Below are 26,347 nucleotides of genomic sequence, written 5' to 3' on the forward strand. Positions count from 1 at the left end.
AAGCACAGAAGATCAGTGTCAGGCAAAATCACTGAGGCTTCCGAAAAACAACCCGGCAATTTATTACCAGGTCAGAATCAGACCAGCAAATATTTTTTTCTCACCGTGTCATTTTTCTTCAGTTCCTCGATGGTTCCGTGATACCGAATCACACCGTTATCAATAACATAAGCCCTGTTACTCAGGCGCATGGCAACCTCCTGGTTTTGTTCGGCCAGCAGGACAGTCAAACCGGTATCTCTGAGCCTGGCAATTTGTTCTTCAAGCATTTTTACCATTAAGGGGGCAAGCCCTTCGGTGGGTTCGTCCAGCAGCAGCAAATCCGGATTGGTCATCAGCGCACGGCCGATGGTGAGCATCTGCTGTTCTCCGCCGCTTAAAAAACCGGCTTTCCTGCCATCTATTTCTTTTAAAGGCGGGAAAAATTCATATACGCTGTCTTTGTTCCATCCGTCCCCGTTCAGAGGCTTTTTTCCCGAAATTTCAAGATTTTCACCAACCGTGAGATCCGCAAAAACCCTCCGGTCGTCCGGAACATACCCCATTCCCAGCCGGGCATTGAGATAAGGCTTTTTACCCGTGATGTCCTCTCCTTTAAATCGGATAGTTCCTTCACGGGGAGGCGTCAGTCCCATGACACTTCTCATGGTGGTGCTTTTTCCTGCGCCGTTCCTGCCCAGGAGACAGACAATTTCGCCTTTGGAAACTTCAAGTGAAACACCAAATAAAATATGACTCAGATCGTAATAGGTGTGAATATTGTTTACTTCAAGCATAGCTCAGTATCTCCCGACAGCCTTATCAAATCTGCTTATTCTTTCTCATCTCATCCGGCTCCGCCGGATGAGCGGTTTTCTTTATCCTGAAAATTTGTTTTTTCTGTTCTTCTCACCGCGTCTGACTGACGATAATTACAAATCAATATAAAAAAATGCCGCATGTTTGTCAATCATAAAGCCATATGTTCAAGCCTGATTACGGAGTGAACGCTTATCCGTTCCTGAGTTAAAAATTCAGTCATTCATCTCATCAGACAAAAAAATATGCCGGGATTTATAGCAAAATCTGCAAGTAAAAATAGAATTATAAAATAAATTATAGAATTATAATTTCATAATAATTGACAAACTTAACGAGTTATGATTTTACAGTAAAATATTTTCTATAAACGGCTATGATTCGGCGGTCACAACGACATATAAAAAATTTGTATTTTTTTACAGCAATGATTCGGACAATTTTTATAACCAACTGATTTTATAAAATTTTATGATTTTTAATTCAAAAAAATAAACCCTTTGTTTTCAGCAGGTTATATTTTTATACTGTCTTAATTTTCGAAATCTGTCCGAAGCATTATTACAGTTACCATTTAATATCTGAAACTTTTTCATACAAACGGGCATGATCTGCCAGTCACAACAACGCATGAAAAATTGTAATTTTTCATAACACCTGAGGCGATTCATGAATTACAAACTGAAAAAAAACAGTATGTTCTTTTTCGAAAATTGCCTGACACTTACACCTGACCCCTGAGTACTCTGCTATAAATTTTTCGGTATTTTGCTTATGTATGGAAAATCCTGGAAAACTTTTGTCAGAGTGCTTATAACACCTAATACTTTTGTAAAAACCAGATGGCAGAAGGAGGAAATATGAAAAAATCATTAGGTGCCAAAACCCTTGTTTTTCCCACACCAGTATGGCTGGTGGGAACGTATGACAAAAATAGCAAACCCAACATTATGACTGCGGCCTGGGGAGGGATTTGCTGCTCCAAACCGCCATGCGTTTCAGTATCACTGAGAAAAGCAACTTACACTTACGGCAATATTATGGAAAGGAGAGCTTACACCATCAGTGTTCCTTCCGAGGCATATGCTGACAAAGCGGATTATGCGGGAATTGTATCGGGAAAGGACACGGATAAATTTGCAGCCGCGGGGCTGACTCCGGTGGAAAGTGAGTTTGTGGAAGCGCCTTATGTGAAGGAATTCCCGCTGGTGCTGGAATGTAAAGTGATTCATGTCAATGAAATCGGCCTTCACACCCAGTTCATCGGTGAGGTCATGGATGTCAAAGCTGAGGAAGCCGTGCTAAATGAAAAAGGACTTCCCGATATTTCCAAAGTCAGACCGGTTATTTTCGGCCCCGAAATCCGAACCTATCATGGCATTGGGAAATATCTGGGACAGGCATTTGATATCGGGAGAAAAGCGTGATCATCGGGGAGATTGTGGTCTGGTTACACCGAAAAAAAATTTCTCACGCATGACAAGCCTGATATGAAAAAAATAAATCCCCTGGTTCTGACAATGTCGGATAACAGCTATCGTACCGTTGGCGACTATGCGGGAAAAGACCGGGGAAGGGAAGAAACTTAAACAGAGGGCCAGGTGTCAGGAGTTAAAAAAACTAAAAGGTGAACGGAGGGAAAAAGATGAAGATTATTGCGTTCAACGGCAGTGCCCGTAAAGACGGGAATACTGCCATTCTCAATCAGATATGTGATGGGGAAACTCGAAGAGGAGGGATTTGAAGGGGATGTGGAAAAGATGAGGAAGGCATTCAGACCATGAAAGTTCTGGGACAGAATATGGCATGGCTCCTGAAAAAGATACATGGATAAACATATGTCTAACTTTATTAGGACATTAAGGAGAATTTATCATGAGATTGTCGGTTAAATCTTTATTTCATATTTTCTTTGCATTTTCTTTGCTCTTTTTGTTTGTCATTTCCGGCTGTGATAACAGTGACTGGAAGCAGGAATATCTGCTGATGGTGAAAACAGACGGCGGCACAGGTTCGGGAACGGTCTCAAGCGAGCCTGCGGGTATCAGTTGCGGGGATGACTGCTCGGAAAGCTATCATGAAGATAAGGAAATCACTCTCACTGCCATACCGGACGAAGATTTTGAGTTTGCCGGATGGAGCGGGGCATGTAGCGGGACCGGTCCCTGTGTGGTAACAATGGATCGGGTACAGACTGTCACAGCGATTTTTGGTGAGCCTTCTGTAACGCAGCAGCATACGCTGACGGTGGAAAAACACGGCACGGGTTCGGGAACGGTGTCAGGCGAGCCTGCGGGGATCAGTTGCGGGGATGACTGCTCGGAAGACTATGATGAAGATACGGAAATCACCCTCACGGCCACGCCCGACGAAAATGCGGCGTTTTCAGGATGGGGCGGGGCTTGCAGCGGCACAGATGCCTGTGTGGTGACAATGGATCAGGCGCAGACCGTTACCGCAACGTTTACTGTTGTGACTCCGCAATATGTGCTGACAGTGGAAAAGGGCGGAACCGGTTCGGGAACGGTTTCCAGTGATCCCGAAGGCATCGGTTGCGGGGATGACTGCTCCCAAAGCTATGATGAGAATACGCAAATCACCCTCACGGTCGCGGCAGATGAAAATTCTGAGTTTGCCGGATGGAGCGGGGCATGCACCGGCACAGATACTTGCGTGGTGACAATGGATCAGGCACAGACGGTCACCGCGACCTTTGACAAACCGGAGATTGTCTCTGTAAAATCCAGAATTGCCGAACAGGGACTTATCAACGCTTTTGAAGAGGGATTGCAGACATCGGAGGGGGAACCTGTATATTGCGAAACTTCGGCGATTGCTTATGACGGAACAGACATCATATTGGCCAGTGACAAGCCGATACCTGGTGATAATCGCTCGTCTGTCTTCTCTGTCCCTTACGAAGGGTTGTCAGGCGCATCGGTTACTTATCTGACAGCCTCACCGTTTGTCAACGCCATAAAATATGAAGATATGACTGTGACACCTGACGGACAGCATGTGATCGCTGTAACAGGGTTTGATCGGGTCAAAACTGATTCAGCCGAATGGGATAATTACAATACCATCCTGATATGGCCGTCCGGCTCGCCGGACGCCGTGAAAGTGGTGTCGCCTTCCGCAACTGACGGCGTTACCAGTTCTGTATCATTACGGAAAAAACTGTCCGCTGCTCTCACAACAGCCCAGTTTCCCGAAGGCGTGCCTTATTTCAAAATTGAGGGGCTTGCCGCTATTCCGGGAAATAAATTGTTATTCGGAATACGCGAGCTGGGAGAAAACTATAGCATCTTTGACTATGCTGTAAAAATCGTTTCTGTCTCCTATGAGATTACAGATGGCGAGATGATTCTTGCGGATGACTACGCGCTGATTTATGATTATGATCCTTCGGAAAGAACAGAGCTCGGCCATACAGTGGCGCTTTCCGGAATTGAATATGACAAATATAACGACCGGCTGTACATGATCACCAGCTTTGAGGAAGACACGGACGGAGAGGTCACTGATGAGGGACTCGGGGGATTTCTCTGGATATTGCCCCTTGATGACCTGAATGCTGGCAAGAGCCTCTCTCTGGTATATAAGGAAGAGGGTTCGGTTCCGTTGCTATTTGCCCATAAAGCCGAGGGAATCACCGTGATAAGCAAGGAGCGTGTTCTTGTGGTTCACGACGATGATCGTGTCCTGGGGCGTGAGACTGTGGAAAATCCTGAAACCCAGTTCTCCAGAAAGGCGCATCAGGGAGCATATACAATTGTGGAGATGATTGGTGATGACTTAACACCGCAGTATGTGCTGACAGTGGAAAAGAACGGAACCGGTTCCGGAACGGTTTCCAGTGATCCCGAAGGCATCAGTTGCGGGGATGACTGCTCCCAAAGCTATGATGAGAATACGGAAATTACTCTCACTGCCACGGCTGGCGAAGGTTCTGATTTTACCGGCTGGAGCGGGGCTTGCAGCGGAACAGATGCCTGTGTGGTGACAATGGATCAGGCCCGGACCGTTACCGCAACTTTTAATGTTGTAAGTCCGCAATATCTGCTGACAGCGGAAAAGAACGGAACCGGTTTGGGAACGGTTTCCAGTGATCCTGAAGGCATCAGTTGCGGGGATGACTGCTCGGAAAGTTATGATGAAAATACGGCAATCACCCTCACTGCCACGGCTGGCGAAGATTCTGGGTTTGTCGGCTGGAGCGGGGCTTGCAGCGGAACAGATGCCTGTGTGGTGACAATGGATCAGGCCCAGACCGTTACCGCAACCTTTGCGCCGCAGTATATGCTGACAGTGGAAAAGAGCGGCACGGGTTCGGGAACCGTTTCCGATGATTTTTCCGATATTTTTTGCGGGTATGACTGTTCAAAGACCTATGATGAAAATACACAGGTCACGCTGACCGCCACACCAGATGTGAATTCAATCTTTGCCGGATGGAGTGCGCCCGAATGTATCAGCACAAGTCCGTGTACTGTGACCATGAATCAGTCACAATTTGTCACGGCCTACTTTAACAGGTCTGTAGCCACATATATGCTCACGGTGGAAAAAGACGGAAATGGTTCGGGAAATGTTTCCAGTGTTCCTTATGGCATCAATTGCGGCTATGACTGCTCGGAAAGCTATGATGAGAACACTCAGATCACCCTTACAGCCACGGCAGACGAGGGATCGGAATTTGCCGGATGGACAGGCAGCGGATGCAGCGGCACAGCCCCATGCACTGTGACCATGAACGACGCACAGACTGTCACGGCAGCCTTTAAACCAAAAACCCCCGGGTTTGACATATCTGATCTTCAGGGCACATGGTATATGTATATCGCTCAGACCTATCAGAAAACTGGCACCTACTGGGGTTTCGGAACAATAGAGATTGATAATGCCGGCAAAGTTACAAGCGGCGATTTTACTAGGCCGGACGGCTCTGTCCAAATCTATACCGGAGGTCAGTTTTCTCTGAGTGAGGATGGAAAAGTAAAAGGAACACTGGTTCTGCCGGATGACTTAACCATAACAATTCAGGATGGCAAACTGGACCAGAGCAAGACTGTCGGGAGCCTTGTGGCTACGAGCGTCACCGGCGGTGCGGATTTTGGTATATTAGTCAAGGGAGGCGGTTTCTTTTCAACAAGTGATCTTGAAGGGAAGTGGCACGGATACTTCACAGAAACAAACCTGGCATCAGATGAAACCTACTGGTTTCATGGAACATTGGATGTTGATAATTCCGGTAATGTGACCGGCGGCGATTATACTTCTTCGGGCGGCGCAACCGGGACATACACCGGCGGCCAGTTGTCCCTGGATGAAAACGGCATACTTACCGGAACCGTTACAAGCTCGGACGGAACCGATATCATGGTTGAGAACGGCAAAATGCTTCCCACCAAAACCATGGGGAGTTTTGTAAGTATTTCCAGTGATATGACGTTGGATACCGGTATATTGATCAGGGACGGCGGCTCGTTTGCAACAACTGATCTTGAGGGCGTGTGGAACGGATATTTCTGGGAAACCAATACAAAATCAGGTAAGGAATACTGGTTTTACGGAGCATTGGAGGTTGATAATTCCGGTAATGTGACCGGAGGTGATTATACTTCTTCGGGCGGCGCAACCGGGACATACACCGGCGGACAGTTGGCTTTGGATGAAAACGGTATGCTCACCGGAACAATTACCGTTGAAGAGGGAGTTACCATAACCGTTCAAAGCGGTAAAATGGACAGAAGCAAGACCTTCGGGAGCTTTGCAAGTTCTTCTGATGACGGTACGCTGGATATTGGTGTGCTGGTGAAGGGCGGAATGCCTGGTGAAATCGTTGAAATCCCGGATCCGAACCTGGCACAGGCCATCAGACTTAACCTGGGCTTTTCTGACCAGTACAAACTGACAACCACTGATCTGAATTCGCTGACAACGCTTTCTGCTCCCGGACTGGAAATTTCAGATCTGACAGGAATCGAATATTGCAAAAATCTGACCGAACTGAATCTGACCTTCAACGAAGTGAACGATATCAGCGCACTGGCCGGGCTGACGGATCTGAACGTATTGTCCTTATATGGAAATCCGATCAGTGATTTCAGCGTACTGACCCAATTGACACAACTGGCCGATTTGGCTTTTAGTGTCAGCACCAAGGCGGATTTTGGCATATTATCTGACCTGACAAGTCTGACAGAACTGGCTGTAGGCATTAACGGCATCAGTGATATCAGCGCATTCGCCGAACTGACCCATCTGACAGCTTTGGGACTGATGAATGGTGATATTTCAGATATCAGTCCGTTAGCCGGGCTGACAAATTTGACAACTTTGGATCTGTATGGCAATCATATCAGTGATATCAGTCCGTTATCAGGAATGACAAGGTTGACTTATCTGGGTCTGTATGACAATGATATCAGCGATATCAGTCCATTAGCCGGGCTGACGAATCTGACTTACCTGACGATGGATGATAATCAGATTGGCGATATCAGCGTATTATCCAATTTAAAGAACTTGGACACATTGTTCCTGGATAACAACGGCATCAGCGATATCAGTCCGTTATCCGAGCTGACGAATCTGACTTACCTGGCGCTGGATGATAATCAGATTGGCGATATCAGTGTATTATCCAATTTAAAGAACCTGGACACATTGTTCCTTGATAACAACGGCATCAGCGATATCAGCCCCCTGGCCGGGCTGACCAGTCTGACAGAACTGACCTTGAACGAAAACCAGATAAACGACTTCAGTGCGCTGTCCGGACTGACCAGCCTCACCACTTTGTGGGTAGGTGAAAATCAGATCAGTGATGTTAGTATGTTGCCGCTGGCTGACCTGACAAATTTCATAGCATTATCTGTGTATGGCAATGAAATCAGTGATATTAGCGCATTGTCGGATATGACCGATCTGACCTATCTTAATATAGGTGTCAACTCCGTCAGTGATATTAGTGCGTTGGCAGGCATGAGCAATTTGACAACGCTCTATTTGGATGAAAACCAGATCAGTGATATCGGCGTCCTGAGCGATCTGACCAGTCTGGAAGAGTTGCATTTAAGCCCCGAATTTTTGTCCGAGGAAGCAAGAATCGCTGATCTTCCTGCGCTGGAGGACAGAGACGTTATTATTGTTTACGGGGATGATTCGGACGACGATGGCGACGGTTACACGGAAAACGAAGGAGATTGTAATGACACAGATCACAATGCCTATCCCGGAGCAGAGGAGATACCTGATGACGGAATAGATCAGGACTGTGACGGCAGTGATCTTATCCTTGGTGATTTCAGCTTCGGGACCAGTGCTTTTTCTGATACTCAGGCCATTCCTCAGATTTACACTTGCGACGGAACGGATATTTCTCCGCCATTATCCTGGACCAATGCGCCGGAGGGAACTCAGAGCTTTGTATTAATCGTGGATGACCCTGATGCGGTATCTGTGGCGGGATCTGTATGGAATCACTGGATTGTTTATGATATTCCGGCTGAAATATCATCCCTTTCAGAAGATGCAGGTGCTTCAGGTGGTGACAGCCTTCCGAACGGCGCAAAACATGGTGCAAACTCATGGGAAACAGATAATGAGTATTACAAAGGCCCCTGTCCGCCTTCGGGAACACATTACTATGAGTTCAAATTGTATGCGCTCGATGTTCAGCAGTTAAATCCGGCCGGGACTTCCAAAGATGAAATAACCGAGGCTATGGAAGGTCATATATTGGGACAGGCTGAATTCACAGGCGCGTATTCCAGAATGGTAACAGAGAATCTGATTCCGGATCCCAATCTGCGCCAGGTCATCAGAGAACATCTGGAGGTGGCTGAGGAAAACGAAGTGTTCCTTGAGGATTTGGACTCAGTGAACATACTTTACGCTTCTGAGCGGGAAATTTCAGACCTGTCGGGAATCGGATATTGCAAAAATCTCACGGAACTGGACCTGGGATCCAACCAGATCAGCGATCTCAGCCCCCTGGCCGCATTGATGAATCTGACATCTTTAAACCTGGATTACAACGACATCCGAGACATCAGCGCACTGGCTGCGTTGACGAGTCTGACGGATCTGGATATCTCGGAAAATCAGATCAGCGACATCACCGCGTTGGCTGTGCTGACGAATTTGGCATATCTTGACCTGGGTTCCGGTGATATCAGCGACATCACCGCATTGGCTGAACTGACGAATCTCACAGATTTATTTTTGTCTGAAAATCAGATCACTGACATCACCGCGTTGGCAGACCTGACCAACCTGACATATCTGGACCTGGATTACAACGATATCAGCGATATCACCGCATTGGCCGGGCTGACAAATCTCACGGAAGTGTTCCTGTCTGAAAACCAGATCAGTGACCTCAGCCCTCTGGCCGGATTGACGAATCTGACATATCTGGACCTGGATGACAACGATATCAGCGATATCAGCGCACTGGCAGGCTTGACGAATCTCACGGAATTGTTCCTGTCTGAAAATCAGATCAGCGACATCAGCGAACTGGCGAATCTGACAATCTTGGAGAACTTGTACCTAAAATCCAATCCGCTGTCTGATCAGGCGAAAACAGCTGATATTCCTGCTATGGAGAGCAAGGGAACAGAGATCAGTTATCAGTAAGCAGACGAATTAACGCCCGGTAATGAACTGCCGGGCGTTTCTCAAAAATGCGTTAAAGTCAGGCAAAATGGCAACACCCGATGTTCAAGTTTTTTCTGTCATTCCTGCTTTCGCAGGCTTCGGCGTGAACTCAGTCGAACGGTTTTGTTCGAATCGGGTCAAAAAACTTGATCATCGAGTAACAGAGATTTTCGGGGGCATCTTTTGCAAAGCACAAAAAAGCCACATCCCTGACAAAAGAATGTGGCTTTAAACTTCATCATCCTCACAGAAAAAGAATGACACCCGACTTTATGCTGAACCATGAACCGGCATTAACTGAGCGGCCACATCCCTTTTTCCTCCAGAACCGTCCTTAATGTTTTCAACGCAGAATTGACTGTCGGTATTCCTCCGTAAGTAAATGTCTGAAAAATGACTTCCGCAATTTCTTCCGGAGTACATCCCACATTCAGCGCGGCCTGAATATGCAGTTTCAGTTCATCCACCCGGGAAAGTGCCGTCAGCGTTGCAATGGTAACCAGCTGCCTGGTTTTATGGGGTATCTTCTCCCTGGCATACATCTGGCCGGTGATAAACAAAGACAGGTCTTTTCCAAGGTCTTTGTCAAACGCTCTCCAGAGATCAAACGGCTTTTCATCGGTAACATCTTTGAAATAGAGTGCGGCGGTTTTTTGTGTTTTTTCGACAAGTTCTTTACTCAAAAGAAAAACTCCTTATATAAAACCTGAAATTGAAAACTTGAAACCGGAAACCTGATCTCCGGAACAAGTTTCGAGTTTCAAACTGAACGATTGAAACTTGAAACTGGAAACCTGATCTTCGGAACAAGTTTCGAGTTTCGAGTTTCAAACTGAACGATTGAAACTTGAAACTGGAAACCTGATCTTCGGAACAAGTTTCGAGTTTCGAGTTTCAAGTTTCAAATTTTCTACCGGTTCGCTTTACGAATTCCTAACTGATCCAGAGCGATGATCCATTTGCAGATATTGGCGGAACCTTCCACCATGGTATAGGTGGGCGTGTCCCGGTAATAACGGGCAACAGGATACTCGGTGGAGTAACCATAAGCCCCGAGAATCCGCATGGCGAAATTGGAGCATTTGGTAACAGCCTCGCCTGCAAAATATTTTGCCTGGGCCACATCAAGTCCGTTGTTCAGTTTTCCCTGATCTTTTGCACATGCAGCCTTGTAAACCAGAAGCCGGGCAGCTTCAACCTCTGTGGCCATCTGGGCGATCATGTCCTGATTCATCTGGAAATTGCCAATGGGCTTTCCGAACTGTTTCCGTTCATTACAATACTTGGTCGCGACATCCAGACATGCCTGGGCAAGACCGACAGCGCCTGCAGCAGCAGAAAGACGGGTCTGATTCAGAGAACCAAAAACAATCTTGGCACCGTCACCGGGATTTCCCAGAATATTTTCTTTGGGAACCACAGTGTCAGTAAGGAATATTTCGCCTGTGGGTGAGGAATGAGATCCCATCTTTTCCAATGATGTGGTCTTTACGCCGTTAAAATTTTTAAGCTCCACAACAAAAGCAGAAAGTCCTGCTGATCCCTTGGAACGGTCCGTATAGGCATAGTAAATGATAGCATCTGCATAACTGGCATTGGAAATCCAGGTTTTGGAGCCGTTTAAAAGCCAATGATCGCCCTTGTCCTCGGCGGTTGATGCCATGGACATAACATCAGAACCCGCATCGGATTCTGTGATGCCGAAGCCTCCGACATACTCAGCGTTGACCAGTTTGGGGATGTATTTCTTTTTGGTCTCTTCGTTACCATATTTATATATGGTATAGGCGCATCCGAGGGTCTGCATATTGATTTGGACCCGGAGAGAACTTGAAGCCCTTGCAATTTCCTCAGTGATGATCATGGCAGCAAGCCAGCCGTCGTCCATGCCTTCTCCGTCATACTCTTCGGGAATCACTGTTCCGAAAAATCCCAGTTCAGCCATGGGCTTGAGCGCTTCTTTATAAGGGAAATAATGATTATTGTCCCATTCATCTGCATTTGGCGCAATCTTTTTTGCAGCAAATTCACGAGCTGCTTTTCTGATCATTTCAAGTTCTTTTGATAAAGCAAAATCCATTTAAGTAAAACCTCCTAATTAAATTCACATATACAGGGCGGACAAAACAAAACCGGGTCCCCCCTCGTTAAATACCAGAGCATATATTTGTCAGCATGAATCAAATCTCAGCCTTGCGAAGTATTGCAAATCTTATCATCTTTTCATGCCAGGCAAAATATACTGGCGATTAATAAGCTTATTTTATTGTATAAACCCCAAAAGCCTCGGAAACCAGAGAACCACATCGGGAAGATATGTTATCAGAAGCAATACGCCAATCTGTATTGCCATAAACGGCATCACGGCTTTGGATACATAAATGATATTTCGGTTCGCAATGGCTCCCGTAATGTATAAACTCACGCCCATAGGAGGAGAGCAGTATCCGATGGCCAGGTTGACAGTCATAATCAGTCCGAAGTGCATGGGATCAATATTAAATGCCCCCAGCATAGGCAGAAACACCGGTCCGAGTATAAGGGTGGCTGAAATGATGTCCATGAACATCCCCACCATCAGAAGTAACACATTCATAGCCAAAAGGAACACAATGGGAGACTGAATGCTTGAAAGCACGGCCTCGGTGATTTTTCCCGGGATACTTTCCAAGGTGAGATAACGGCCGAAACAGGTGGCTCCGGCCACAATGATTAAGAGTGTGGCAGAGGTCACCGCGGAACTGACCGTAATTTTTTTCACATCACCCAGTTTCATGGATTTGTGTATGAAAATCTCCACGATAAAGGCATAGACACAGGCAACCACTGCGGCCTCATTGGCTGTAAAAACCCCGGAAAAAATTCCTCCGAAGATAATTACAATCAGCATCAGGGACCAGAATCCCTCTTTTAAGGCACCCAGAACTTCCCCGGGCGTCGGGACCGGCATACGCACGATTTCCGCTTTCCGATGAAGAAGATATGAATAAACACAGACGCCTCCCATGATGAGGACGCCGGGCAAAAACCCTGTCAGAAACAGTCCTTCCAGGGACACATTGCTGATCATACTGTAGAGAATCATTCCGATACTGGGAGGAATGATCACCCCGAGATTGGGAGAAGTCGTCATAAGTCCCAGTGTATATTTTTCATCATATCCGTTATCCAAAAGTGCGGGAATCATAAATCCCCCCAGGGCAACGACCGTGGCAACAGTGGAACCGGAAATGGCACCGAAAAGACCGCAGGCTAAGACACCGGCCATCCCAAGCCCTCCGGGGAGCCAGCTGACCAGTATATTCGCAACTTTGATAAGTTTTTCCACAATGGAACCTGCTGTCATGATATTACCACACAGAATAAAGAAGAGAACCACAACAAGGGCAAACTTGTCCAGACTCCGGAAAAGTGTCTGAGCAAGCAGAAGAACAGGCAGATCCGTGAAAAACACAAAACTCAGAAATGCTGTAAAGAAAAGGCACATAAACACAGGAACATATGCAGCCATTGTTCCTAAAAGAATCAGCAGGACAATAAGGTGATTTAATTCCATAAAGCAGGTCTCCTTCTTTCTCTTATACCTATATGAAAGTGTCAGATGTTAAGAATGATTCTGGTAAATGTGTCATATTTATATCCGAACCTGGCAGCCATTATCTTAAACGGTCATAATTGCCCCGTTCACAAGGAAACATGATGTGACCAATGACAAAAAAATTGCAAATCACAAATCACAAATCACTTTTACATAAAAGCTATATTTTAGCTTTAATATAGCTTTTATTAGCTTTGATTTTTTTTCCTGTCAAGCAAAGTTTGTCACCAGATGATTTAAAATTCTGTATGATTATAAGCAGGCGCATATCAGGTTTTCAAAAATTACAATATTGAAGGTCATCTGAACGACAAAATCCGAAACAAATCCAAAAGATATGTATAAACGGCCATGGGCTGTCAGTTAAGACAATATATGAAACTGAGACCGGAATTTCTCAATTCTCAATTTCATATAAACGGCCGTGATCTGCCGGTCACAACGAATGATAAAAATTTTATAGTTTTTCCTAACACTTAACACTTAATACCTAACACTTAACACTTTCATATAAAATTTTTTAAACCATAAAAATTTCAATTGCTGACGGGGCTTTTCAGTCGGGTATTCGGATGCCGGAACAGCGGAAGATATGAAACTGTTTATTCAGACTTCTGAATGCTGAGTTGTAACAATGCGTTTGGTTTTGAATTTTAAAGCGTTGGTTGATTTGGATTTGATTCGGATTTCAGATTGGCCTGATCATTCAGTATGTCACTATTTTTTGGACAACGCATCAATGATATCCTGACAGAACACCTGAATGGTCCGAATAAGCATCATGCCACCCATTAACGGCAATAACGCATAAAGGTAAACCATCGGAATCTGCATGATAATTGTTTTCTGATGGGTCTGCGCCTGAAGCGCGGCCATGAGCCAGCCATAATAAAGCATCATACCCGCGAAGCACAGAGTGACGAGATGGCTGAAATAATTGAGGGGAGATTTCAGCCAGGGAACAAGCTGAACCAGAGCATCAATTTTGATCATGGAACGATTTTTGATGGCCACGCTGCATCCGATAAGGGTGGTGTAAATGATGACAATCCTGACCAGTTCTTCTGACCATGCCAGGGAATAATTAATGCCATATCTCAGAACCACATTGAAAAACAGGGCAACAAGGGCCACGATGACAGTAATAAAAAGCGTCCATTCCTCAAAAAATGTCAGTATCTTGTCCAAAAAATCCAAAATTTTTTCAAACATAAAAAGCTCCTTAATGTCAAAATTTTGCCGGGCAATAAATTGCCGGACCGTTTTTCAGATGTCCCTGTGGGACGGAAAAAATAATTTTTTCCAGGTTCAGAATACCCTGTTAATCCCTGATTCTGAAATTTTTTCAGAACACTATTCCCTTTTTCCAGACTGATTTTTTTAATTTCAGGAATCAGATTATCAGACATTTCATATAATACAAGCCGGATAAAGTCAAAATAAAACTGAACCCGTTTGGATTACAGCGTAGTTCAGCAGCCAGAGAGAATCTTTGGATATCACATTATCACATTGATCTCGTTGATCTCGTTTGATCTCGTTCCCACGCTTTGCGTGGGAATGCAGAAGGGACGCTTCGCGTCCTGACGCTGTCTCCCGTAAACAAATCAAAGGCTGGCATCATCTGAAAAATCAATAAATTCAAAAATATGCTAAATCTTATCATCGGAAATATTATTTTAACAAACATCCGCCTTATCCCCGGGGCTGAGAGAACCAAAATAATTCCGCACCGTATCCATGCCCTGCCTGACAATTTTTTTTGGCGGTATTTCCAACGGATTATCTTTTACACAAATTCCTTTGGCAGTGGATTCCCAATATAAATTCATTTTCAATTCTGTAATTTCCCGGGGCAGACGGGTCAGGTGGTTTTCGCTCAGAATCAGTTCCCTTAAAGATTCCAATTTTGTAATTTTCGACGGTATTTCAGTCAGATGGTTGCTTTTCAGATGTAATTCTCTCAGACATTTCAATTCTGCAATCCCGGGAGGTAATTCAGTCAGTTGGTTTTCACTGCAATGCAACACTTCCAATTTTTTCAGTTCTGCAATTTCCGGGGGCAATTCAGGCAGAAGATTTGCATTCAAATTTAAATATCTGAGATGTCTGAGCTTGGGAATGGTAAACGGAAAAAAATCTATTCCCAGATTCGCCAAATTTATTCCCACGATATGCCCTTTTTCATAAACATAGGTTTGCAGACGCCATATCTTTTCAAATCTGACTTTCCGAAATTTTTTCCCAATTTCCTGCTCAAGTTCCCGCAAAATTTCCATATCTGTCATTCTTGCGGCATGTGTTTTTTCCTGTTTCAGCGGATTGCCGCAGTTGCTACAGAAATTTGCTGTCTCATTGTTCTCCGACCCGCAGTTTTTGCAGACTTTTATTTTTTCAGAAGGCTTGCTGTATTCCCGGAATCGCTGAATCAGTTCCTCAGCAGTCGGACGTTTTTCAGGATATCGGCTCAGGCAGGCTTTGATATGTTCACGAAGAATGGGATCATTTACATCAGGCAGGTCAATACCCGGAGGGCTGTTGATGTCTCCGGCAAATAACTGGTAAAGCGTGACCCCTAAACTGTAAATATCCGCGGCCGTCGTGGCATGTGTTCCCAGCCCCCCATGTGTGCTGGCAGGAGAAAGGATCAGCTCGGGAGCAATGAAAAAATAGGCTCCGGCCGCGCCGGCAAAGGTTTTTGTATGTATGGTATAACCGCCTCCGGGGAGACAGGTTCCCTCATCTCTTGAACTCAGCGCCGCGTCCAGTGCGGCCTGGCCGATCCCGAAGTCACTTAATTTGAGAACAGGCGTACTTTCAGGGTCTTTACAGGGTTCAAGCAGAAAATTTGAAGGTTTGATATCCCGATGCACAATCCCGGCCTCATGAATACGCACCAGAGACTGCGCCATTTGGATCGCCAGATCGAGTCTGACATTCAGGGGAGCAGTTTTTCCTTTATCCGTAATCCATTGTCCCAAGTCTCCCCCGGGCACATATTCCAGTTGAATATAATACGGAGCCTTTTCATCATGTGAGCCCAGAACTTCCACAATTCCCGTAGGCATCCTGCCCTCTGTAATGGAAAGATAATTAAAAACATTCAGTTCCCGCCGCAGACTCCGGGCCTTGTTTTTTATGGTGCAAAACTTGAACACTGTTTTACGCGAACTCTGGGTCCGGTCATGCGACAGCCATACTTCGCCAAAACCACCCTGTCCCAGTTTTTTCTCCATGACCCAGTTTGTATTTGGCAGTGTCGTATCTGCTCCGGGACGCCATCCGGAGATATCATCGCTATAATCAAACGGCTCGGCTTTTTCATTTCCCGGAGGTTTGACAAACGGGGTTTTTCCTTCTTCGCCCACTTCGCAGATGGTCACAGGCTCATCCCGCCCCTTGAGAATATAAGGGCCGTGACTGTGCCACACCAACCTCCCAATGCCTTTGATGTCAACCCCTTTTAATGCCTGGCGCGCGTCATCTGAAACTGCTTGTGAAAAAAGGATCTGCCCGCCCTGAGCCAGACTCATAATCCGGGCTGTGGTGTCGGCCTGGAGTCCCTTAATGTCGCCAATCTCTCCCGGACCCAGCTTTCTCAGACCTTCTTCCACAATAACAGTGCCCAGATGAATTCCGACTCGGAACTCAGGCAGTTCAGGCCAGTCGTGAATACGGGCCTCCCGGTGTAACACTTGGGAACGAAGAGCAAAACATATGGCATCACTGGGCTTGAGAAAGACAAAAATATAAGAATCCCCCTCAACCCTCACTGCCTGAGCATTCCTGATTTCATCAAGGGCCCGGAGTAAAAAATCCTTATGCTTATCTTCCAGAATCTTAGCGCCTCTGTCACCGATTTCTTTTTTAAGCAGGGATGACCCTACCAAATCTGTGAACAGCATCACCAGCATCTGACTCAGATGCTGGCTGCGGAATGATTCAATCAACTGTTCTTCGGCATTGGAAAGAACATTTGTTTTATTGAATCCGTCCGCATCCTTAATATCTGTATCATTGTTTTGAATCACTGTGTTTTTTCTTTGTTCCATTTTCTTGACACTCTGAATCGAATTCGATATGAATAGGCTTTATTGGAAATAAAAAACATCGGTCAAAATCGGACATCCGGAGTGCCAAACTTGCAGTTTGGCAATATTTCGGGATTCCCGGGTGACAGGTGTTTTGCCAAACTGAAAGTTTGGCACTCCGGATTGTCTGGCCGCTTATTTCCGATAATGTCTAATATAATTAATATTAAAAGAATATATAACTCTGAAATCAGGTGGGATGCAACAAATTTTTTATTTAAAGAAATCCGTCAGATACAGATATTCAGAAAACATAATCTCAGGATGTCAAAATAAAATCCGATATATTTTCAAATAGTTTTAAAAACAACTTTTATGAAATTAATTATCTGAAAAACAGTGGTTATGAAAATAAAAATGAAAACAGATGGAAATCAGGTAAAAAATAACAGGCTGAAGCAATATGAAATACTCAAAAATATTCCATTATTTTCCTGTCTGAACGATGAAGAAATCAGGGCATTGGCAGAGATCGCTGTTGAAAGAACATTCTCAAAAAACACGATTCTGATCAATGAAGGGGATACAAGTGATGCGCTTTATGTGGTTTGCAAAGGAAAAGCTAATGCAATAGGCATTGATCCGAATGGAAAACAAATCGTTCTGAACACATTTGGGTCCGGAGATTACTTTGGGGAAATGAGCTTTATAGACGGGGAACCGAGATGCGCAACAGTTGAGACCAAAAGACTGGCCCATCTGCTTATTATTCCCAGGGATAAGTTTAACCATATTATTACCTCAAATCCTGAAATTTCATTTAAATTAATGAAAGGATTATTGGAAAAAATCCGGAAAGCAACCCGGCAAATCGAAGACTTGGTGTTCATGGATGTTTACGGACGGGTTGCCAGGCTCCTTATCCAGTTTTCCGAGCCCCGGGATCAAAAACGGATCACTAAGGAAAAACTGACCCATCAGGAGATTGCGGATATGGTCGGTGCTTCCAGGGAAATGGTCAGCCGAATATTAAAAGAACTGTCTGTGGGGGATTATATTACGATAAAAGATCGGATAATTACCATAAACAGAGAACTTCCTTATTCATGGTGATCATTTTGTCAAAAGGAATTTCAAAGGTCCTTCCGATTCTCCTTTTCATGTTTTTTTCATCTGAATCCTTTTTTTGTGTTATCCGGTTCAACTGCATCTGTTACAGAGCCGCTGCCTTTCCTCTGCTCCCATGTCCCTGGTTGTGCGGTAAATTTGCCCTCATCAGACTCAAAATAAAACAGATCATTTTCTGTCACAACAATTGCCTCTGCCTGAAGCCATTTTAATTCCGCATCAAGTTCAGCGTCAGCATCTTCCATCTCTGATATTCCCCAGGAAAAACTCTGATTTCCATTAATGAGAACAAAGGCACATAACATAAAAAAAATTTTAATTACGTTTTTCATAATGCCTCTTTCTTTCAATTGCCGGAGACTTGCGAGGTCTCGAAAAATTTGCAGGTCGCTTCTGCTAATGCTGGGTTAGGGAGATAAGCTGACTTCTGAGATTGATCTTTTTGTTTTTCAGCCCGAGTTTGTTCCGTATATTGTGACGATGTGTCAGGATCGTATGCACTGAAAGCCTTAAAAAATTTGCAATTTCTTTGTTTGTTCTTCCTTGTCTGACAAGATTGGCAACCTGAATTTCCATAGGAGTGAAATTCAAAGATTTTGAGGATACATTGCGGATAAACGGAGAAACAATATGAATCAGATTTGATTCCAGCACGCTGACAATGGCTTTCTGATTATTATTCAATCGGCTCTTTTTTAGTCTTTCAAGATACGGAGCAACCAGTTCTTTTACATTGGACAGGATGTTATTTTCAATTTCATGTTTGTCTTTTTCCAGTTTTTCCAGCAGGACGTTCAATGTTGTGTTAAGTTCTTTCAGATGATCAGACTGAGATTCCAATTCTTTTTCTTTTTTCCGCAGGGATTTTTCCGCTATTTTCCGTTTATAAACTTCCTGTTGCAGCTCCTCATTGGCTTTCGAAAGCTCGGATGAAAGAAATGCTGTGTGTCGCCTTAGTTCGTCATACTTTTTGCGAAGCGATTTTTCTGTTTGTCTGATGTCAAATAATTCGCTCCTGACGGGTTTGGATGTGGCGGTTTTCTTTTCCAGTCCCCTGAGCCACTGATCGAATTCTTCACACACGGATGCAGTATTCATTTTTTAGCCTCCTGTAATTTATGATTGTAAACTTTATCGTTTGATCTTTAATTTTATTTTATTATTTTTAGAGGAGGCTGTCTGTGATGCAGTTCATGTTTATTTTGTGAAAAATTACCGTTCTGCTGAGATATAAGTACCTAACCATAAGTTTTTAATATCTGCCCGGGGAAGAAACCCGGGTTTTTTCCGGAATGATTCGCTGACTCTGAAGGAAAAACCCGGGTTTCTCGGCCGCTCGCAGAAAAAAATGTATAAAAAATTTGGTAGTCCTGCACAAGTAGTGATGAATGAGATTCAGTGTCCTGACAACCGGGGAACTGAACGGGATTCATCACTGCCTTTGCAGGACTACCAAAAATTTTTGATCAGGTACTTATCTGTCCGGGGAAGAAACCCGGGTTTTTTTCAGGAAAAATGCGTCTCTGACAAAGGAAAAACCCGGGTTTCTCCGCCGTTCGCGGAAAAAAATGTATAAAAAAATTTTTGATCAGGTACTTATTCTTTTAAATGGGAACGAGATCAGGTGCGGGAACGAGGTCAATGAACTCAATGAGACCAAAAGGACGCGAAGCGTCTTCTCTGCATTCCCACGCAAAGCGTGGGAACGAGAGTGAACGAGAGTGAGGAGATTAAGGAGACCAACATGCCCGTCTTAATGCGGCTACTTCTGTCCGGGCGCGACACATCCCATCTTAAGAACAGGTAACGAAGAGGTTCCCGGCTCCCGATACCATTTTCGGCCGTATCCCTGAAACAAATTTAAGACAATTCCTTCTACTGTATCTTTTGGCAAAACAGAATAGACCCTTACGTCATAAATGGCATCTCTTCCTCTGTTATCCCAGATCAGTTCACCAATTTGCCCTTCAGTCACAAGAAAATCCTTAACACAGACAATATCTCTTCGGTCAGGTTTCAAATGGCCGGTCGTGGCAACGTCTCCCAGACACCGATATCCCAGCGGAGGAATCGGTCGCCAAATTGCCCCGTTCAGATTTGAATTGCCGTTTACATCCCGCCATATACGTTCATATTTCGTGGGATAGGCCAAAACCCCCTCGTTATCAAACAAAGAAGCTGCTTTCACAGCCAGCACACGGGCCGAAGGCTCACCATAATGACTCTGAACATAATGTCCCAGGACCTTGTAACCCACAGGCGGCAGAGGCTTATAAAAAGCAACCTGCTGCTTTGTTCCGCTCTCCTTATCGTTCCATATAAACTCAAATTCCGTAACCAATGTATAATGGAGGAAAACCTGATCCACAGGTTCTGTAACAGTTTCATCAAGAGACACTGACGCTGACGTATCCTCCTCTGAGTCCGTTTCTTGCGGTGAATTTTCAGTCTTATCTGTAGCTGTAACCTGAGTTTCTGTAAACAGAGGAGCCACCGGATAAAAATGCATTACCGCACCTGTCAGAACAAGAATTGCGCCAATCGTAACAGCGGTAATATTTGCGATTTTATTTTCAATATCATTAAGCTTGAATAAAACCGCAATCAGCAGGGAGATCAGTCCTCCTGTAATCAGCAGAATACTAAACGGTCTGTTCAGAAATGTTTCAATAATTTCAATGAGTTCAAATATTTCTTTCATTTTTATACGGGGGGTTGGGTGTTAGGTGTTAGGTGTTAAGTGTTAAGTGTTAAGTGTTCGGTATTCACAAGTTACAGATTTATTTTTCTTAACACGCGTAACACCTGACACCTGACACCTTTTTTTTCTATTTTGCAAACCTGAATTTTGAAAATACATTCTGTATAAAAGTTCCGAGTCTGTTCCGCAATTTTTGCTCTCCTGCAAAAATCATGCGGTCAGTTTCCATGCGGTGTCTTTGAAATCTGCCTTCTGTTCCTTCTTGCCTTCTTTCCTGACGGACTTCTGCTTTTTCAATGCTGTCCAGCAATTTTCCTACGTTTATGTAATCTGCCTGTTTTTCACAAATCACGCTTTTTATGCCTTTTTCTTCGCACTTTAACAAAAAATTATAATCAAAACGACAGTCACATCCGGGCGTACAAATACAGGGGACTTTTTCCCTGAAGCGAATTTTTCTGATACTTTTATGAATAGCAGCAAAATGAAACCGAATCAACGCCAGAAAATCCCGTCTTCCGGCTCCGTCAATTTGGATTACTGCGGCCTTGGCATACGGTCGGATTTTAATCAGGGCATGACTTCCTTTGTATTGAAAATAGGCACCTTCACGCCAGCAGAGTTTTTCGCCCTCATGTTCCGCCAGAAATTCATGCATCCTTACAATGAGGCGAGTCATCACGCCGGCAGGCAAAAATTCATAATGATATTCAAATCGGAGAAAGTCCCGGGGATTCCAGTCATATTCGATTTCTTTGGGAGATAGGAATTCGGTGACAATATGACGGTCTCCTTCTCCAAAAGGAAACGCCAGCTCAAAATTCGTCATAAGCTGCAAAATCGTCGCATATTTATCTTTGGGGTATAATTTCCGATCTTTCCATATTTTCTGCAAATCTTTATTATACAAAATTCCGTTGCGTTCCTGAACAATTTTGGCGTCCAACACTTTGTAAACAGCATCTGTCCCCCATTCCGGCTTGAGAATAACTGTTTCTTTTAAAAGCGCGTCATCCTGGAAATGCAGAATAATTCCCAAATCATGGAGATAGCGGCTTAATGTCTTTGCCTCGCTTTCTTCAATGTCAACTTTTTTACATGCTTGCAGATATTTTTTATAAGTAATATAATATCTTGATGTCGCTCTCAGTGCTCTGCGGACAGCCAGCCAGGAAGAGGGCCAGAAGGTTCCCATCAGCGGCAGTTCCCATGCCTCTTTTCTGATGAAGTCCCGCAACGCGTCAATGCCGATTCCTTTTCTGGCGCTGACCTTTTTTGATGCGATGATCTGGGGACAGCGTTGTTTTAGCTGCTTGAGATTTAGGTCTTTGTCCCGCTCATCACATTTGTTCATGACAATTACAACAGGGCTGTCCTCGGCAAAAGTTTCAATACAGTTGAGCCAGTAATCTATCCGCCCATATTCTTCCTCCTGACGGGCATCCCATACCAATATATAAAGAGATCGCTGAGTAAGAAAAAACTGATGTGTGGCGTGGTAAATTTCCTGGCCTCCGAAATCCCACACATTCAGGCTCATCTGAGTTGTCATCTCATCAGGCGATGCAACTTTCCAAAGATGAATGTCAATTCCCTCAGTGGTGGTTTCCCTGTCCGAGTATTCATTCATTGTGAGACGCTTGATTAAGCAGGTTTTGCCCACACCGCCCTGACCTACGACCATGAGTTTGCCTTCATAAAGGGTCTGTCCGCCTTTGCCGGATTTTTTCAAATATTCCCTGATGGCAGAGAGTCCCTGGCTGGCAATTTCCAATGGGGGGAATGTCAGGGGATTTTTATTCAGATCAAGATGGATCAGTTTTTCCAGGTGGACAATTTCTCTCGGAAGCAGGCCCAGTTCATTGGAATCCAAATAAAGTACAGAGAGATGACTGAGTTGGGCAATTTCCGCGGGCAGTCTCTTCAGTTCATTGGAACTTAAATCAAGAATCGTGAGATGTTCAAGTTCTCGAATCTCTCCGGGCAGTTCCCTGAGTTCATTGAAACTTAAATAAAGCCGCTCAAGATTTCTGAGCTGAAAAATTCCTTCAGGAACCTGTTTCAATTTGTTGGAGCTCAGGTTCAGCTCTGTGAGATTTTTAAGCTGAAAAATTTCTTCAGGCATGTGTTCCAGTTCATTGGAACTCAGGTTCAGCTCCGTGAGATTCCTGAGATGGGCAATTTCTCCGGGAATACGTTTCAGCTTATTGGAACTCAGATCAAGCCGGGTGAGATTTTTGAGCTGGGAGATTTCCCCGGGCACTTCACTCAGATTATTGGAACTCAGATTCAGTTCTGTGAGATGTCTGAGATGAGATATTTCCGCGGGCAGTTCTCTCAGTTTATTGGAGCTTAAATAAAGGACGCTGAGATTTCTGAGATGGGAGATTTCCGCGGGCAGTGCTTTCAGATCATTGGAACTCAGATAGAGGATAGTGAGATTTCTGAGATGGGAGATTTCTCTGGGAAGTTCTCTCACTCCGTTGGAATTTAAATACAGACGGGTGAGATTTCTGAGATGAGTAATTTCTATGGGAAATTCTCTCAGTTCATTGGAGCTTAAATCCAATATGTCAAGATTTCTGAGTTGGGCAATTTCCTTAGGGAGTTCGCTCAGTTCATTAGAACTTAAATAAAGCCGGGTGAGATTTCTGAGATGGCCAATCTCTTTGGGAATATTTGTCAGCCCTCTGAGTATTAATCCTTGTAACGAAGTCAGCCTGCCAATTTCAGGCGGAAGTGATGTAATTTCATATTCTGATAAATCAAGTTCTGCAATTTGTTCTATTTCTGCCTGGCGGATAATTTCCAATAATTCTTCCCGGATCATTTTTTTATCCTCCCCTGAGTGCGTGTTTGAAAAGTCCCGTAGGGACAGGATATTTGCAACAACCCCGTTCCGAGTCCCGCGGGGACGGGATATTTGCAGCATTAACACCTGACACCTACCAGATTTCCCCGATAAATAATAGACTTTATCGGAAATAAAAAACATCGGTCAAAACCGGACATCCGGAGTGCCAAACTTGCAGTTTGGCAAAACACCTGTCCCCCGGGAATCCCGGAATATTGCCAAACTGCAAGTTTGGCACTCCGGATTGTCTGGCCGCTTATTTCCGATAATGTCTAATACAAAAATGCAGGGGCAATCCAATGGTGAATGCCCTTGAAAAGATCGGTCACCGGAAGATTATCCCTGCAATATATGTCTTGTAAATCAAAAAAACTTTGCTAATATATTTTATCAGAAGGCGTTTTGCAACAGAATTCCTCAACCATACATAATTCAAGATTCAGATTTTTTACTGAATTCTCTCTTTAAAAGATGAGGGAACACAGAATTTTGTTTTGTGATATTATATGAAAGTGTTAAGTGTTAAGTGTTAAGTGTTAAGTGTTAAGTGTTAGGAAAAACTGCAAAAATTTTATCATTCGTTGTGACCGGCAGATCATGGCCGTTTATATGAAAGTGTTAGGTGTCAGGTGTTAGGTGTTAGGAAAAACTGCAAAATTTTCATCGTTCGTTGTGGCCGGCAGATCATGGCCGTTTATATGAAACTCTAATTAATAAGAAATAAATTTAGTTCGTTATCTGAATAAAATAATTGCCGAATACGGATATTCAGAGTAAAAAAACACTTGTCCCGTAGTCTCCGAACGACTTTTTAAAATATTTCCGCACTTCTTAAAAAATGAGGCCGGTCCTGAAAAAAAAGTTTTATATTCGTAGTCTCTTAAAAGAGCTGACATTTTGTTGTGCAGGTGACCGGCCGGTCATGTTTATATCGGGCTCGCGGCGCCATTTTTTCACCGACCTTAAAATGTGAAGTGCTTCAGTTTTATTTACATCAGGCTGTTATTATCCTTTCCTGTTAAAAAACGGATTCGGTATATTCTTCATATTCTTTACAGTTTTCAATTTATTTTAAGGTTATTCTCTGTTAAGCGGAAGCAACCAGGTCATATCCTAACTGTGCGGCCTGTTTTTTTAGTCTGTTTATCTTTTTTTCCTGATTTTTGCCGGAAAGATATCCTTTACCCAGATCCTCAAAAGATTCTCCGTATTTTATTATATGATAAATTCCCTTTGCTATGCTGTGAGCAACTGCGACAACAGCTTTTTTGGCTCCGCGCCGATATTTTATACGATAATATTTGTCCTTATAATATGAGTCCCTCTTCTTAATGGCAGACCATGCAATTTCAACCATGACTGTTTTAAAGGGATGATTTCGGACCGGGGACCTGCCGCTTTTACGCTTGCCGGCACTTTCATTATTTCCGGGACAAAGTCCTGCCCAGGAACAGAAAGCAGCCTCATTTCCGAATTCTTCCAGTGTGAATCCTATATGACTGAGCACTGACTGACCGGCCACTGTGTTAATCCCGTATACTTCGTCCAGACGATCCAAAACTTCCTGATGAGGCCTCATAAGCCTGGCAAGACGGGCAGTTACGGATTTAATATTCCGCTCCGTTGCCTCAATTGTATCCATAAGCAGTTTTAACTGAAAACGATGGTGATCTTCAAAAAAACCCTGAATACTGCGATGAAGTTCCGCACTTTTGGAACCGAGACTTCCTTTCGCACATTTTTCAATATTTTCAAGGCTTAAATCCGCATCTTCGTCACAAAGGAGACTGATCAGGTTACGTCCTGTCACTCCGAACAGATCGGTCACCACAGAACTGATTTTGATATTGGCGGTCTCGAACAGTTTATGAACACGCCTCTTGTAATCTCCGAGAGTCTGTGTGTAATTTTTCCGAAGCGTTGTCAGGTCACGCCATTGTCTCACTTCCTTTGCCGGAATAAAACTGCCTTTCACAAGCCCGTGGCGAAGGAGATTGGCAAGCCATCTGCTGTCCTCGGTATCCGTCTTTCTGCCGGGAACATTTTTTATATGGCGCGCATTTACCAGGACAACATCCAGATGTCCTTCAAGGATATTGTGAACCGGACGCCAATACACACTTGTACTTTCCATTGCAACTGTCGGACAATTATTGTCGGTCAGCCAGTCCCTTAAAAGGAAAAGGCTGTCTGTAAAAGTCGGGAATTCCCTCACTTCATATTGCGGCGAGCCAAGGGGATTCAGAGTAATAAGACATGCTGAAATAATATTCTTGTGAACGTCCAGTCCGCAACAAACGGGATGCATTACTGAAATAATCGGGGTGTCTGATTTTTTAGTCATAACCGTCCTTCCTGTTATAATTGTTGATAAATATTTATTCTGAGAGTAGTTATGACATTTTGAACCAAAAATCAAAAGTTTCATCCTTTGTTGTGTCCGCAGGACATGGGAGTTTATATGAAAGTGTTAAGTGTCAGGTGTTAGGTGTTAAGAAAAAATTATAAAACTTTCATGCTGCGTTGTGACCGGCAGGTCATGGGAGTTTATATGAAAGTCCGGAGTG

Annotated in this window: 17 protein-coding genes; 5 read left to right on the forward strand and 12 right to left on the reverse strand. The window is 44.1% G+C overall.

Going from position 1 to position 26,347, the window contains the following annotated elements; translation table 11 throughout:
* Nucleotides 1–77: 77 nt before the first annotated feature.
* The gene (locus dnm_RS04460) at nucleotides 78–776 is read right to left on the reverse strand and encodes an ABC transporter ATP-binding protein (protein WP_207681506.1); all 699 of its coding nucleotides are present in this window, start codon (nucleotides 774–776) and stop codon (nucleotides 78–80) included.
* A gap of 882 nt (nucleotides 777–1,658) precedes the next feature.
* On the opposite strand from dnm_RS04460, the gene dnm_RS04465 reads away from it, so the two are divergent.
* The 3 genes from dnm_RS04465 to dnm_RS04470 all read left to right on the forward strand — a co-directional run bounded on the left by dnm_RS04465 (nucleotide 1,659) and on the right by dnm_RS04470 (nucleotide 9,447).
* Nucleotides 1,659–2,225 (forward strand): flavin reductase family protein, encoded by a 567-nt coding sequence (locus tag dnm_RS04465; protein ID WP_207681507.1) that lies wholly within the window; start codon nucleotides 1,659–1,661, stop codon nucleotides 2,223–2,225.
* A 218-nt stretch (nucleotides 2,226–2,443) separates the two neighbouring features.
* A complete protein-coding gene (locus dnm_RS30700; RefSeq protein ID WP_219739701.1) occupies nucleotides 2,444–2,542 on the forward strand; it encodes an NAD(P)H-dependent oxidoreductase in 99 nt (32 codons plus the stop codon).
* Nucleotides 2,543–2,673: 131 nt separating this feature from the next.
* Complete coding sequence (locus dnm_RS04470; protein WP_207681508.1) at nucleotides 2,674–9,447, forward strand: YbhB/YbcL family Raf kinase inhibitor-like protein; 6,774 nt, start codon at nucleotides 2,674–2,676, stop codon at nucleotides 9,445–9,447.
* 314 nt (nucleotides 9,448–9,761) lie between these two features.
* Here the strand turns inward: dnm_RS04470 and dnm_RS04475 are convergent, their stop codons facing one another.
* From dnm_RS04475 to dnm_RS04500, 6 genes are all read right to left on the reverse strand, one after another.
* On the reverse strand, nucleotides 9,762–10,151 hold the full coding sequence (locus tag dnm_RS04475) for a carboxymuconolactone decarboxylase family protein (protein WP_207681510.1): 390 nt from the start codon (nucleotides 10,149–10,151) through the stop codon (nucleotides 9,762–9,764).
* A gap of 77 nt (nucleotides 10,152–10,228) precedes the next feature.
* Nucleotides 10,229–10,366 (reverse strand): hypothetical protein, encoded by a 138-nt coding sequence (locus tag dnm_RS04480; RefSeq protein WP_207681511.1) that lies wholly within the window; start codon nucleotides 10,364–10,366, stop codon nucleotides 10,229–10,231.
* Between the two features lie 12 nt (nucleotides 10,367–10,378).
* Nucleotides 10,379–11,548 (reverse strand): glutaryl-CoA dehydrogenase Acd, encoded by a 1,170-nt coding sequence (gene acd / locus dnm_RS04485; RefSeq protein WP_207681512.1) that lies wholly within the window; start codon nucleotides 11,546–11,548, stop codon nucleotides 10,379–10,381.
* Nucleotides 11,549–11,731: 183 nt separating this feature from the next.
* Nucleotides 11,732–13,024 carry a TRAP transporter large permease gene (locus tag dnm_RS04490; protein ID WP_207681513.1) on the reverse strand — a complete coding sequence of 431 codons (1,293 nt, stop codon included), beginning with the start codon at nucleotides 13,022–13,024 and terminating at the stop codon, nucleotides 11,732–11,734.
* 759 nt (nucleotides 13,025–13,783) lie between these two features.
* Nucleotides 13,784–14,278 carry a TRAP transporter small permease gene (locus dnm_RS04495; protein WP_207681514.1) on the reverse strand — a complete coding sequence of 165 codons (495 nt, stop codon included), beginning with the start codon at nucleotides 14,276–14,278 and terminating at the stop codon, nucleotides 13,784–13,786.
* A gap of 467 nt (nucleotides 14,279–14,745) precedes the next feature.
* A complete protein-coding gene (locus tag dnm_RS04500) occupies nucleotides 14,746–17,118 on the reverse strand; it encodes a protein kinase domain-containing protein (RefSeq protein WP_207681515.1) in 2,373 nt (790 codons plus the stop codon).
* A 384-nt stretch (nucleotides 17,119–17,502) separates the two neighbouring features.
* On the opposite strand from dnm_RS04500, the gene dnm_RS04505 reads away from it, so the two are divergent.
* Nucleotides 17,503–18,210 carry a Crp/Fnr family transcriptional regulator gene (locus dnm_RS04505; RefSeq protein ID WP_207681516.1) on the forward strand — a complete coding sequence of 236 codons (708 nt, stop codon included), beginning with the start codon at nucleotides 17,503–17,505 and terminating at the stop codon, nucleotides 18,208–18,210.
* A 56-nt stretch (nucleotides 18,211–18,266) separates the two neighbouring features.
* On the opposite strand, the gene dnm_RS04510 is transcribed toward dnm_RS04505, so the two are convergent.
* Both dnm_RS04510 and dnm_RS04515 read right to left on the reverse strand, forming a co-directional pair.
* On the reverse strand, nucleotides 18,267–18,557 hold the full coding sequence (locus dnm_RS04510) for a hypothetical protein (protein ID WP_207681517.1): 291 nt from the start codon (nucleotides 18,555–18,557) through the stop codon (nucleotides 18,267–18,269).
* Nucleotides 18,558–18,621: 64 nt separating this feature from the next.
* The gene (locus dnm_RS04515; RefSeq protein ID WP_207681518.1) at nucleotides 18,622–19,323 is read right to left on the reverse strand and encodes a helix-turn-helix domain-containing protein; all 702 of its coding nucleotides are present in this window, start codon (nucleotides 19,321–19,323) and stop codon (nucleotides 18,622–18,624) included.
* Nucleotides 19,324–19,793: 470 nt separating this feature from the next.
* Between dnm_RS04515 and dnm_RS04520 the strand changes: the two genes are divergently transcribed.
* Nucleotides 19,794–19,940 carry a hypothetical protein gene (locus dnm_RS04520; protein ID WP_207681519.1) on the forward strand — a complete coding sequence of 49 codons (147 nt, stop codon included), beginning with the start codon at nucleotides 19,794–19,796 and terminating at the stop codon, nucleotides 19,938–19,940.
* Between the two features lie 47 nt (nucleotides 19,941–19,987).
* On the opposite strand, the gene dnm_RS04525 is transcribed toward dnm_RS04520, so the two are convergent.
* The 3 genes from dnm_RS04525 to dnm_RS04535 form a co-directional block, all read right to left on the reverse strand.
* A complete protein-coding gene (locus tag dnm_RS04525; protein WP_207681520.1) occupies nucleotides 19,988–20,926 on the reverse strand; it encodes a Vps62-related protein in 939 nt (312 codons plus the stop codon).
* Nucleotides 20,927–21,053: 127 nt separating this feature from the next.
* Nucleotides 21,054–23,858, reverse strand: a complete 2,805-nt coding sequence (locus dnm_RS04530) for a leucine-rich repeat domain-containing protein (protein ID WP_207681521.1) — start codon at nucleotides 23,856–23,858, stop codon at nucleotides 21,054–21,056.
* Nucleotides 23,859–24,867: 1,009 nt separating this feature from the next.
* The gene (locus tag dnm_RS04535; protein ID WP_207677974.1) at nucleotides 24,868–26,124 is read right to left on the reverse strand and encodes an IS110 family RNA-guided transposase; all 1,257 of its coding nucleotides are present in this window, start codon (nucleotides 26,122–26,124) and stop codon (nucleotides 24,868–24,870) included.
* Nucleotides 26,125–26,347 lie beyond the last annotated feature (223 nt).

The organism is Desulfonema magnum, assembly GCF_017377395.1.
Classification (GTDB): Bacteria; Desulfobacterota; Desulfobacteria; order Desulfobacterales; family 4be13; genus Desulfonema_C; species Desulfonema_C magnum.